The following is an 11,909-nucleotide window of genomic DNA, read 5'->3' as shown; positions in this document are numbered from 1 at the left end:
GCCGTTCCTGTATCAATTCTCCCTAGCCCGCAACCGGGCTGCGCCAGTCATCAGACCCCGATGTCCCGGACACTTCATGGGTCCACACGATCTTGCGATACGTGAAGTACACATCTTCCAGGTGCGTGAAATGGGCGTTGTCCGGGTCCTGGCAATTGGGCATGCGTGACTGGATGTCAACGATGGTCGCCCCCTCCAACTCAATGGTGAAGTAGTGTTCCTGGGTGCCGGCCGACGAGGTGCGCAACCATTCCAGCCGACACTTGACCTCTTCGCCGCTGGTCAATGCGCTGAACAGCAATGGCGAAGACTTATCGAAGACCTTGCTGATCATCAAGGGCTTATGGACCCTCTGGCCCGTTGGCTGGCCCGACTGCGGATCGCGGGGAATGATCACCTGATGAGCAAAGGCCTGGACCAGGATCTGGTCCTCATGGCCTTCCTGATAAATGTTACCTACCGAGTCCTGGGTAAACGTGCCTGCCGTAATCAAACCTTGTTTGACACCGGTGATGGAGAGATACGCGGGTGTTGGCATGACGGGTTTCCTTGCCTGATTAATGAGGTAGTCCCAACCGATAAATGTGCCGGCTGGGCAAATACCTATAACAAGAAGCGTGCCTGAAAGTACGTCGCCCAATAAAATTAGGGGGGCAGCGTTATATGTGCATGGAATTTCTATGAGATAGGCGAGTTTTAATTGCTTTGGACGGTATTTGATTGCGCAGCGGTGCGCATTTAGTTGCTCAGATAGATCGCTTGGTAAAACTTACAGTTTTCGAAGAGGTCGAGCATCTACAGTTGTTTAAGTGCGCAAAAAGCTGCGCATTCGTCGATTTAGGATTTTTGTAGGAAAAGGATTAAGTGTAATTCCGTCGCTTGCTGAATGTTATAGGCGTGGCTAAGGTTTGGGAGCTTTGCAGGGGTTTCTGCAAAGTACAGATGGCTTTCTGATGTGCAGTTTTAAATGTGATTAGTTGGCCTTTTTGTCTCGGTTAGTTGCGCGCGGTGCCAAATGTCTTATTCGGACGAGCTTTGTGATTATTGGCTTGAAGTTGCACGTTCGCCGTGTACGCAAACACGTTTTGCGGGCAGCGATATGCGCTTTTCAAGTGAGTATGAAGTCTTGGAATCAGAGCTGGCCAAGGTGCAGTCGATTCATGGCAACGGCCAGCCCGATTGGCATAAGGTCCTGGAAACCAGCGAGATCCTGTTACGCCAGCAGTCCAAGGATCTGAAGGTGGCCGTCTGGCTGACCTGGGCGCTGCACCAGCGTGAATCCTTCCCAGGCTTACTGGCCGGGCTCGGGTTGCTGCGTTATCTCTGCGAGCATCATTGGTCGGCGGTCTACCCTGAAAAACCGCGCACCCGTGGCGCGGCATTCGGATGGTTGGTGTTGCGCCTTGAGCCCCTGTTTATGCAGGGCCCGCCGCTGCAGAACCAGCAGCCTCTATTCCGTGCCGTGCTTGAGCACCTGATATGCCTCGATGAGCTGTGGACCAAGCACTTGGGCGATGACGCGCCGTTGCTGCTGCCGATACGCAGGCAATTGGCCCAGCGATTGGAGCGGGCTGCGCAGGGCGACGCCCCGGCGGTGGGGTTGAATGGCGTCATTGCGCAGGTCAAGCAGGCGACCAGCCAATTGCTCAAACCCGAAGGGGTGGTGGACAACGAAAAAGACGCCAGCAAGTTGCTGCGTACGTTGCAGGAACAAGCCCGTTCCCTGTGTGCCTGGTGGTTGCGCCAGAACGCTACTGACCTGCGCGCGCTGCGCCTGAATCGAACATTGACATGGCTGGCACTCGCCAGCTACCCGGATGCCGATAATGAGCGGGTCACCGCCTTGCGCGGGCCAGCCCCCGACAAGCTCAAGCGTTATCACGAACGTTTTGCCCAAGGCCATCACGCCGACCTGGTGCTTGAACTCGACGCCAGTCTCTGCGGTGCGATGTTCTGGTTCGATGGGTTGCGCATGCTCTGGCAATGCCTGGAGGCCTTGCAGGCCGAACAGGCCATGACCGAGCTGGAAGTGACCTTCGCTCTGTTGTTGCAACGCTTGCCTGAGCTGCCGGCCTTTCGCTTTCACGACGGCGCCCCTTTTGCCGATGCCGTCACGCGCGACTGGATCACGCTGCAGGTTGCGCGTCATCTACAAATGCCCGAATCACCTGCAGCGGTGGTTGATGCTGAAGCCGAGCCCTGGGAGATCGCCTTGCAAGGCGTGGCGCCCCGGCTGCTAAAGGACGGGCTCAAGGCCGCCATCCATGAACTCAAGCAAGGCATGCACGCCGCTCGCAGTGATCGCGCGCGTTTTTATTGGCGGCTGGCCCAGGCGCGCCTGTGTGTACAGGCCGGCAAACATGAGCTGGCGAAGATCCAGCTCGAACACCTCGACCACGAATTGCAACGTACGGGCCTGGAACGCTGGGAGCCGGAGCTGGCCCTTCAAGTCACCCAGCTTTTGTATCGCTGCTGCGATCTGCTGCCACAAAACCACGCCGTGCGCGAACGCAAGGAAGACACCCACCGCAGGCTGTGCCTCTTCGATCTGGAAGCGGTACTTGAATAGGCTTTCGAGCCACTTAAAAAGGAGATACACCATGGCCAAAGAAGGTTCGGTAGCCCCCAAGGAACGTATCAATATCACGTTCAAACCCGCCATCGGCGGCGCGCAGGAAGACGTCGAACTGCCATTGAAATTGTTGGTGCTGGGCGATTTCACCCAGCGTGAGGATGTGCGCAAGCTCGAAGATCGCAAGCCTATCGCGATCGACAAGAACACCTTGGATGACGTGTTGGCCAAACAGGCGTTGAGCTTGACGCTCAACGTGCCCAACCGCCTGCAGGAGGAGGCAGACGTTGAGGAACTGGCCATTCAGGTCCGCATTAATTCCATGAAGGATTTCAATCCCGCGAACCTGGTTGAACAGGTTCCCGAGCTGCACAAGCTGATGGCGTTGCGCGAGGCACTTATGGCGCTGAAAGGACCATTGGGCAACACCCCGAGCTTTCGCAAGGCTATCGAACAGGCCCTGGCCGATGACGAGTCCCGCACCCGGGTATTGGCGGAGCTGGGGCTGGACACCCCCGACACCTGACATTTTTCAGTAAAAGGACACTGACCACATGACTACACAACAGCACCCGCTACCTGCACCAACCGCTGACCAGTACAGCATCCTCGACAACATAGTTGCGCAGACACTACTGAGTGCGGACGACGAGGCGTATGGCATTGCCAAACGTGGCGTCTCAGCGTTTATCGAAGAGTTGATCAAGCCGCAAAACCGTGGCGAGCCCGTCAAGAAACGCTTGGTCGACCGCATGATTGCCGAGATCGACACAAAGCTCAGCCTGCAAATGGACGAAATTTTGCACCACCCGGACTTCCAGGCGCTGGAAGCCTCCTGGAAGGGGCTGCAATTGCTGGTCGACCGCACCAACTTTCGCGAGAACATCAAGATCGAGCTGCTGAACGTCTCCCGTCAAGACCTGCTGGAAGACTTCGAAGACTCACCGGAAGTGACTCAGTCCGGGTTGTACAAACATATCTACAGTGCTGAATACGGTCAGTTTGGTGGCCAGCCTGTGGGTGCGATTATCGCCAACTACTTCCTGTCACCCAGCGCGCCCGATGTGAAGCTGATGCAGTACGCATCCAGTGTGGCTTGCATGGCCCATGCGCCTTTTATCGCTGCCGCCGGGCCGGCGTTCTTCGGATTGGAAAGTTTCACCGGTTTACCGGACCTCAAGGATCTGAAAGACCATTTCGAAGGCCCGCAATTTGCCAAATGGCAAAGCTTCCGCCAAAGCGAAGACGCGCGTTATGTCGGGTTGACGGTACCGCGATTCCTGCTTCGTACGCCCTACGATCCCCTTGAATGTCCAGTCAAGACCTTCGCCTACCATGAAAACGTGGTCAACAGCCATGAGCACTACCTGTGGGGCAATACTGCCTACGCCTTTGCCACGCGCCTGACTGACAGTTTCGCGCGGTTTCGCTGGTGCCCGAACATCATCGGCCCGCAAAGCGGTGGGGCAGTGGAAGACTTGCCTTTGCATCACTTCCACAGCATGGGCGAAATCGAAACCAAGATTCCGACTGAAGTACTGGTGTCCGACCGTCGTGAATACGAACTGGCGCAAGAGGGCTTCATTGCCTTGACAATGCGCAAGGGAAGCGACAATGCCGCGTTTTTCTCCGCCAGCTCGGTACAAAAGCCGAAATATTTTGGCCTCAGTCCCGAAGGCAAGGAAGCCGAGCTGAATTACCGCTTGGGTACCCAGTTGCCTTACATGATGGTGGTCAATCGCCTGGCCCACTACCTCAAGGTCCTTCAGCGCGAGCAACTGGGGGCGTGGAAGGAACGCACCGACCTTGAACTGGAACTCAATAAATGGATTCGCCAGTACGTGGCCGACCAGGAAAACCCCAGCGCCGAGGTGCGTGGGCGGCGCCCCTTGCGCGCAGCGCGCATTGTTGTCAGTGACGTCGACGGCGAGCCCGGCTGGTATCGCGTCAACCTGAGTGTACGGCCGCACTTCAAGTACATGGGGGCAGACTTCACGCTGTCCCTGGTTGGCAAGCTCGACAAAGAATGAGCAGAGGCCAGGGAATGCCCCACCACCAAAATCTTTTCGAGCGCCTCGCGGCTGCCCCCGCATGTGGAGTGACATCCGTCGCCATCCATCTCGGGAAAATGCTCAGTATCCGTGCAGGCAGCGTACAGACGCTGCCGGACTACGGTTTGCCCGACCTCAATGATATGAATCAGAGCCTGCATGAATCATTGAGTCAGTCGCGTCTGTTGATCGAGCGATTTATCCGAGCCTACGAGCCGCGCTTGAAGCATGTGCGGGTCACAACACTGCCACGGGATCATGACCCATTGGCCCTGGCGTTCGCTATCGAAGCCACGCTGATGGTCAAGGGCATCCGCCAGCCCGTGGTGTTCACCGCGCGGCTATGTGACACCGGTCGTGTAGAGGTCATGCCGGATGTCGTTTAACCGTTATTACCAAAGCGAGCTCAGTGCGTTGCGGCAGCTTGGACGGCGGTTCTCCGAACGCAATCCGGCGCTTGCTCCCTTTCTCGCGGAGTCAGGCCAGGACCCGGATGTAGAGCGCTTGCTGGAGGGCTTTGCGTTTCTTACGGGTCGCCTGCGGCAGAAACTGGATGACGAGCTTCCAGAGCTGACGCATTCGCTGATGCATTTGCTTTGGCCGAACTACATGCGACCGATGCCCGCCTTCAGCATCCTGCAGTTCGACCCCTTGAAACATTCCGGCCCTGGTGTGTGGGTCGCGCGGGATACACCGGTCGAAAGCGCCCCAGTCAACAACGAGCGATGCCGTTTTCGTACCTGTTACGCCACGCAGGTTCTACCGCTGCGACTGAGCGCGCTGGAGTACAGCTGCCAAGCAGCGTGTGCGATTTTGAGCCTACGCCTGGACGTCAGCGACGAAGGGAATTTCTGTGAATCGACCTTCGATCATTTGCGCCTGCATCTGACGGGAGATCGCTACATCAGCCAGGAGCTGTACCTGAGCCTGTTGCGTCATCTTGGCGGTATCGAGCTACTGCCTTTGGGCCGCGATGGCCAGCCGCTCGAGGGAGGTGATGGGCAGGCGATATCGCTGCGATTGAGCGCCGACCGGGTACAACCCGTGGGGTTCAGTGAGGAGCAGGCGTTGATTCCGTATCCGTCGAACACTTTTCGCGGGTATCGCCATCTGCAGGAGTACTTTGCCTTTCCCGACAAGTACCTGTTTGTCGATGTGGGTGGCCTGGAGGTACTGCGCAGTTTGCCCGGTGAATTACTGAAGCAAGTGTACGGGGTGGTGTTGCGCTTCGAATTGCGCAATCCATCGCGTGAGTCCCAGGTGCCTACCCTGGATAACGTGAAGCTGTACTGCACGCCCATCGTCAACTTGTTCACGCATGACGCCGTACCGATTCGCCTAGATGGCAAACAAGACGAATACCTGCTGATTCCCGGCGAGTATTCACGAGAGAACGCTGGCGTGTTTTCCGTAGACAGTGTCACCGGTTGGCAGCCTGGGGGGCTCGGATATCAGGCCTACGTACCCTTCGAATCCTTCGAGCATGATGGCGACACTGACCTTTCGCAAGGCGCACCGAGTTACAGCATTCGCCAACGGACGTCGGCGCAGCATGCGGGGCTCGATACCTGGCTTAGCTTTGGTAACGGCCTGGCAGTGGAGCCACAGACGCTGTCGATCGAATTGACCTGCACCAATCAAAACCTGCCTCGGCTGTTGCAGGTAGGCGATATCAATCAGCCTTGCGAGCAGACGCCTGAGGGGTTGTCGTTCCGCAATATCTGCGCACCGACAGCCAGTTTTTCTCCGCCCCTGGACCAGGATTTTCTGTGGCGGCTTATCAGCAACATGTCGCTCAACTACCTGTCATTGAGCGACATCAATGCCTTGAAGATGATCCTTCAAACCTACGACTTTCCTCGCTATCACGACCGGCAGGCACAGAAGGTCAGTGACAGAAGGTTGGGTGCGATGCGATCCGTCAGCCATACAGCTGTCGACCGATTGCAGCGTGGCTTGCCGTTTCGCGGCGTACGAATCGATCTGACCATCGACCCCCAAGGCTTTTTGGGGCAGGGCGAGGTATTCGTGTTCGCTTCGGTGCTCAACGAATTCTTCGCGCTCTACGCCAGCCTCAATGCCTATCACGAATTAAGAGTCATCAGCACACAAGGAGACGTGTACCTATGGTCACCAAGGATGGGGCTGCAGCCCCTGCTTTGACGCAACTGTCCCGGGTCATTCGCGAATATTCGCTGTTCCAGGCGGTTTTGCAGGTGATCGAGCGTCTGCGCGATGCTCATCCGTTATTGGACGACGACGCGCTGTATGACCTGTTGGACTTTCAGGCCAACCCAGGTCTTGGTTTTCCTGGTCACGATATTGACCAAGTGGAGTTTTTTATCGAGCACGAACAGTTACGTGCGCGTCTTCGCCTGAACGTGTTGGGCTTGTGCGGTGCGGGATCGCCATTGCCTGCGTTTTACGGCGAGCAGGCCTGTGCCGACGGAGTAGGGGGCGACACTACGCGAGACTTCCTGGACGTGTTTCACCACCGCTTGCAACGACTGATGCTGCCGATCTGGCGCAAATACCGTTATCGGGCGTGTTTCCAGGCGGGCGCGTGCGATGCCTTTTCCGAGCAGATGTTTGCGTTGATCGGGTTGAGAGGGCAGCAGATTCGCAATGCGGCGCAATTGGACTGCAAGCGACTGCTGCCCTACCTGGGGTTGCTTAGCCTGCGGGCACACTCGGCAGCCATGATCGAGACGGTGCTGCGCTACTACTTCAAGCACCGCCGCTTGTTCATCGAACAATGGGTCTTGCGCACGGTAGTGACGGCTGAGTCGCAGAAAAACCAGCTGGGTGTTGCGAACAGCGTGCTCGGTCATGACCAGGTGCTGGGAAGCCGTGTCGCCGACTGTAGTGGCAAGTTCAGGGTGCATCTGCAGGGCCTGGGCTGGCACCCATTCCATGGGTTTTTACCCACTGGCAAGGACTACCCGCTGCTGTGTGCGTTGGTGCGGCTGACGACGCGGGATCCTTTGGCGTATGACCTGCGCCTCGTACTGGCCAAGGAAGAAATCAGGCCGTTGCACATTGGCGAACACAACGTTTGTCGACTCGGCTGGACCAGTTGGCTGGCACATGAGTGCGCCGACGGTGTGGTTCTGGTGCCGAGCAACGCTCATTAGGGACGAATCATTATGATGAATGTGGATCTGCAACAACTTATCCAGACGTTGACTACCCGGACCCGCCGAGATTTGGAGCGCGCTGCTGAACGCTGCGTAATGCGCGGCGGCAGGGAAGTGCTGGTGGAAGACCTGCTGTTGACGCTGCTGGAGCATCACGACGGCCTTCTTGTACGGGCATTGGCGGATGCGGGCATCGAAGTTGGCGAGCTGCAAGCCACACTGCAGCCCAAGGGTGAGTCGAGTGCCTCGCGCAATCCAGTGTTTGCCCAGGCGCTTGTGCAGTGGCTCCAACAGGCCCTGATGGTTGCCCATCTCGAGCTGAGACAGAATGAGGTCGATCACGCCGCCCTGTTGCTGGCACTGTTGCGTCACCCGCTAAACCACGCAGGAAGTGGCTATCAGCGCTTACTAGGCCGGTTGGATGCGCAGCGTGTACATGGCTTCGTGTCGAGTCAGGCGCCTGAAATTCATCCTGCGCGGCAGGATGAATCATTGCTGGAACGCTTCACCCACGACCTGACACGCCAGGCCCATGAAGGGCGTATCGATCCGGTGTTGTGTCGCGATGCCGAGATCGGCCAGTTGATCGACATACTGATGCGCCGGCGCAAGAACAATCCAATACTTGTCGGCGAAGCCGGGGTAGGCAAGACGGCCGTTGTCGAAGGCCTCGCGCTGCGCGTTGCGAGCGCCCAGGTGCCGGAGCCTCTGCAGGATGTGAGGGTGTTGACTCTGGACATGGGCCTGCTGCAGGCCGGTGCAAGTATCAAGGGGGAGTTCGAACGGCGTCTCAAGGGCGTGATCGACGAGGTCAATTCCTCGGCAAAGCCCGTGATTCTGTTTATCGATGAGGCGCATACGTTGGTAGGCGCTGGTGCCCAGGCGGGTGCGTCGGATGCCGCCAATCTGCTCAAGCCGGCCCTTGCGCGTGGCGAGCTGCGTACCATCGCCGCCACTACTTGGTCGGAATACAAGAAATACTTCGAAAAAGATCCAGCATTGGCGCGGCGTTTCCAGCCTGTACGGGTTGGCGAACCCAGTGTCGAGCAGGCGATTTCGATCCTGCGCGGGCTGGTGTCGGTATATGAGCGCAGCCATGGTGTTTATGTGCGGGACGACGCGGTTGTGGCGGCGGCGAAAATGAGTGCCCGTTACCTGGCCGGGCGCCAGTTACCCGACAAAGCGGTAGATGTGCTGGACACCGCCTGCGCCCGCTTGAGGATCAGCCGGGAAACAGCGCCGCTCGCGTTGCAACGCCTGTACGCGGAGCAAGCAGAGGACGCGCGGCAGCTCCAGGCTTTGAGCCGAGACAGGGACGAAGGGCTTCCCGTCGATGAGCAAGTCTTGCGCGCGCTCAGCCTGCGCACGGAAGCCGTGGAGTGCGAGCGGCAGCATCTGGAACAACGTTGGCAGGAACAGCAAACACTGGCGCAGCAGGTGTGCCCGCGCCTGGTGGCTGAGGTCATCAGCGCCTGGACCGGTATCCCGGTTGAGCAACTGGCACTTGAGCACAGTGCGCGGGTCCTGGGCTTTGCCGATGCGCTGCGTTCGCGCATCCTCGGTCAGGAACACGCGGTGCAGGCCTTGGATCGCAATTTGCGCGCCGTTGCCACAGGGCTCAATAAAGCCGACGCGCCGGTCGGTGTATTCCTGCTGGTCGGCCCAAGTGGCGTGGGCAAGACCGAGACTGCGCTCGCCCTCGGCGATCTGCTGTATGGCGGTGAGCGTTTTGTCACCACCCTCAACATGTCGGAATTCCAGGAAAGACACTCGCTGTCTCGGTTGATTGGCGCGCCACCCGGTTATGTTGGTTTTGGCGAGGGCGGAGTGCTGACCGAAGCCGTGCGCCAACGCCCGTATTCGGTGGTGCTGCTCGATGAGGTCGAGAAGGCCGATCCGGAAGTGTTGAACCTGTTCTATCAGATTTTTGACAAGGGCCTGGCCAATGACGGGGAAGGCCGGGAAATCGACTTCCGCAACACATTGATCCTAATGACTTCCAACCTGGGCAGCGAGCGCATCGGTGAACTGTGCGCAGGTGGTCAACGACCTGGCGTGCAAGTGCTGCAAGAGGCGATCCATCCGCTGCTGCGCGACCATTTCAAGCCTGCGTTGCTGGCCCGGATGCGCGTGGTGCCGTATTACCCAGTCACGGGTGAAATTCTGTATGACTTGGCAAGGCTCAAGCTGGAACGACTGGGGCAACGGTTGCAACTGCGCAAGCTGGCATTCAGCTATACGCCAGAGTTGGTTGCGCACATGGCCGAGCAGTGTATCCACGGCGACAGCGGCGCTCGTTACATTGACCAATGGATCGAACTCCATTTATTGCCGCAGGTGGTGGATCGGCTGCTGGCGGCCATGGCTCAGGGCGAATCCCTGGACCATGTGCATGCATACCTTGCGGGTAGCGGCTATCCAGTCTGTGAGTTCAGCCAATGAGGGACAACCGGTCCACCCAGATACCCCATCCCCTGGCCCACGCCGATGTGCTGCTTGGCTGGTTCATTCGCCTCGGAATTGATGGCGACGAAGCCACTTTGCCCGGCCTGTGCGTGACGGCGGTGGCGCAACTGAGCCAGTGTGAACTCAGTCAATTGTATTGGCGAGATGAATCCACTGGCCGACTTGAACTGATCGCCCAGCATTTACCCGGCGTGCTTGGCCACGGCGATCTGGTCTGCACGAAGGACTTCCAGCATGAGCAGGTGTTGCACTATGTGCTTAGCCATCAAACCGCCTTGAGCCTGGAAGACCTCGAAGGCAGCGTTTACGAATGCGGGTTCCTGCCTGCGATGGCGAGACCTTGGCGGGCCCTGTCATGCGTGCCGTTGTTCAACCGAGGCAAGGCCATCAACGGCGTACTGCTGTGTGCCAGCCCGTACCGGAAAAATTTGCACGACTGCATCACCGCCCTGGGCCAACTGGGCAGTTTTGCCTTGATGCAACTGGCTTTGTTGCGGCGTAGGCGCTCCTCAGAGAGCCTCATCCGGTCAAGTGGCTGCACGCTTCCCTCACGTACGGCATTTGGTTTGATCGGCAGCAGCACGGCCATGGATGAGACGTATCGCCTGATCGGTAAGGTTCTGGATACCCCCTACACCGTATTGCTGCGCGGCGAGACGGGCACCGGTAAGGAGGTGGTGGCGCGAGCGATCCACTCTGCGGGGCCGCGCAGCGGCAAAGCTTTCGTGGTGCAGAATTGCGCAGCGTTTCCCGAAGGGCTGCTGGAAAGTGAACTGTTCGGCTATCGCAAAGGCGCGTTCACAGGGGCTGAGCGCAACCATGCCGGGCTGTTTGACACGGCGCACGGTGGCACGCTGCTACTGGACGAAATCGGCGATATGCCGCTGTCGCTGCAGGCCAAATTGTTGCGGGTGTTGCAGGAAGGTGAAGTCCGCCCCTTGGGCGCGAGTGCGGCACACAAGGTTGATGTGCGCATTATCGCCGCGACTCACCGTGACCTTGGCGCGATGGTGGCCCAAGGCAGTTTCCGGGAAGACCTTTATTACCGGCTGGCACAGTTTCCCATCGAGCTGCCGCCCCTGCGCGAGCGCGACGGCGATGTGTTGCTGCTGGCGCGGGAATTCGCGCTAAAGGCCTCTGCTGCGCTTGGACGCGAACCGGTGGCGTGGTCCAACGCAGCCCTGGATCAACTGTCGAGTCACACCTTCCCCGGCAATGTCCGTGAACTCAAATGCCTGGTGGAGCGTGCGGTACTGCTCTGTGATGACGGTGTGATCCTGCCGGCGCACCTGTCCTTGTCTGTGTCACCCACCAATGAGCCCATTGACGCAACGTTGCGCCAACGCCTGGAGCGGGTAGAGCGGGTATTCCTGATCGATTGCTTGCACAAGAACCGTGGCAATCGCACCCGTACTGCGCGTGAGTTGGGCGTCGCACGGCGCACGCTGCTCTACCGGCTGGCGCGCCTGAAGATCCCCGTTGGCGATGTTCGTGAGGAGTGCTGATTTGGGAGCGTGTAGGCACCTTACTTTCATGGGAGATACCTGATGCCTTTTCATCCGTGGCAAGCCCTGGTGCTTGTGCTGTGTTTGCTGAGCGGCTGCAACGCCAATTATGTATTTGATGATGCCGACTACCGTCCGCTGGGTGATCCCCAGTCGGTCCGTCGTGGGCAGTGAGCAG

General features: G+C 58.4%; 10 protein-coding genes. 9 read left to right on the top strand and 1 reads right to left on the bottom strand.

The features are described 5' to 3' along the window. Positions 1 to 22 precede the first annotated feature (22 nt). Entirely contained in the window at positions 23 to 538 is a 516-nt protein-coding gene (locus tag AB4O35_RS22230) for an Hcp family type VI secretion system effector (protein ID WP_012724698.1), read from the bottom strand. A 477-nt stretch (positions 539 to 1,015) separates the two neighbouring features. Between AB4O35_RS22230 and tssA the strand changes: the two genes are divergently transcribed. Genes tssA through AB4O35_RS22185 form a run of 9 tightly spaced genes read left to right on the top strand, consistent with a single transcriptional unit; the run spans position 1,016 to position 11,905 of the window. Further along, complete coding sequence (tssA, locus tag AB4O35_RS22225) at positions 1,016 to 2,569, top strand: type VI secretion system protein TssA (protein WP_083213973.1); 1,554 nt, start codon at positions 1,016 to 1,018, stop codon at positions 2,567 to 2,569. A gap of 31 nt (positions 2,570 to 2,600) precedes the next feature. Then, positions 2,601 to 3,098: a type VI secretion system contractile sheath small subunit gene (gene tssB / locus AB4O35_RS22220; protein ID WP_065872017.1), complete on the top strand. Its 498-nt coding sequence runs from the start codon at positions 2,601 to 2,603 to the stop codon at positions 3,096 to 3,098. Between the two features lie 28 nt (positions 3,099 to 3,126). After that, the gene (gene tssC, locus AB4O35_RS22215) at positions 3,127 to 4,602 is read left to right on the top strand and encodes a type VI secretion system contractile sheath large subunit (protein ID WP_065872016.1); all 1,476 of its coding nucleotides are present in this window, start codon (positions 3,127 to 3,129) and stop codon (positions 4,600 to 4,602) included. 14 nt (positions 4,603 to 4,616) lie between these two features. Then, a complete protein-coding gene (gene tssE, locus AB4O35_RS22210; RefSeq protein WP_065880689.1) occupies positions 4,617 to 5,009 on the top strand; it encodes a type VI secretion system baseplate subunit TssE in 393 nt (130 codons plus the stop codon). After that, positions 4,999 to 6,786, top strand: coding sequence for a type VI secretion system baseplate subunit TssF (gene tssF, locus AB4O35_RS22205; protein WP_065945339.1), 1,788 nt, complete (start codon positions 4,999 to 5,001; stop codon positions 6,784 to 6,786). The genes tssE and tssF overlap by 11 nt, the downstream gene beginning before the upstream one ends. Beyond that, positions 6,750 to 7,757, top strand: coding sequence for a type VI secretion system baseplate subunit TssG (tssG, locus tag AB4O35_RS22200; protein WP_065880691.1), 1,008 nt, complete (start codon positions 6,750 to 6,752; stop codon positions 7,755 to 7,757). Before tssF ends, tssG begins: the two co-directional genes overlap by 37 nt. Positions 7,758 to 7,769: 12 nt before the next feature. Continuing rightward, a complete protein-coding gene (locus AB4O35_RS22195) occupies positions 7,770 to 10,202 on the top strand; it encodes an AAA family ATPase (protein ID WP_460149289.1) in 2,433 nt (810 codons plus the stop codon). Beyond that, a complete protein-coding gene (locus tag AB4O35_RS22190) occupies positions 10,199 to 11,731 on the top strand; it encodes a sigma-54 interaction domain-containing protein (protein ID WP_065945341.1) in 1,533 nt (510 codons plus the stop codon). Before AB4O35_RS22195 ends, AB4O35_RS22190 begins: the two co-directional genes overlap by 4 nt. Positions 11,732 to 11,773: 42 nt before the next feature. Beyond that, entirely contained in the window at positions 11,774 to 11,905 is a 132-nt protein-coding gene (locus AB4O35_RS22185) for a type VI secretion protein (RefSeq protein ID WP_065880694.1), read from the top strand. Positions 11,906 to 11,909 lie beyond the last annotated feature (4 nt).

It is taken from the genome of Pseudomonas sp. H1_A03, assembly GCF_054685145.1.
The sequence above is the reverse complement of the archived record's forward strand: the minus strand, read 5'-3'. Positions and strand labels throughout refer to the sequence as shown.

Bases quoted from the DNA above. Each gene is read 5' to 3' on its own strand.
- tssC (WP_065872016.1), top strand. From the start codon at position 3,127: ATGACTACACAACAGCACCCGCTACCTGCACCAACCGCTGACCAGTAC.
- tssA (WP_083213973.1), top strand. From the start codon at position 1,016: ATGTCTTATTCGGACGAGCTTTGTGATTATTGGCTTGAAGTTGCACGT.
- AB4O35_RS22185 (WP_065880694.1), top strand. From the start codon at position 11,774: ATGCCTTTTCATCCGTGGCAAGCCCTGGTGCTTGTGCTGTGTTTGCTG.
- AB4O35_RS22230 (WP_012724698.1), bottom strand. From the start codon at position 538: ATGCCAACACCCGCGTATCTCTCCATCACCGGTGTCAAACAAGGTTTG.
- tssG (WP_065880691.1), top strand. From the start codon at position 6,750: ATGGTCACCAAGGATGGGGCTGCAGCCCCTGCTTTGACGCAACTGTCC.
- AB4O35_RS22190 (WP_065945341.1), top strand. From the start codon at position 10,199: ATGAGGGACAACCGGTCCACCCAGATACCCCATCCCCTGGCCCACGCC.
- tssF (WP_065945339.1), top strand. From the start codon at position 4,999: ATGTCGTTTAACCGTTATTACCAAAGCGAGCTCAGTGCGTTGCGGCAG.
- AB4O35_RS22195 (WP_460149289.1), top strand. From the start codon at position 7,770: ATGATGAATGTGGATCTGCAACAACTTATCCAGACGTTGACTACCCGG.
- tssB (WP_065872017.1), top strand. From the start codon at position 2,601: ATGGCCAAAGAAGGTTCGGTAGCCCCCAAGGAACGTATCAATATCACG.
- tssE (WP_065880689.1), top strand. From the start codon at position 4,617: ATGCCCCACCACCAAAATCTTTTCGAGCGCCTCGCGGCTGCCCCCGCA.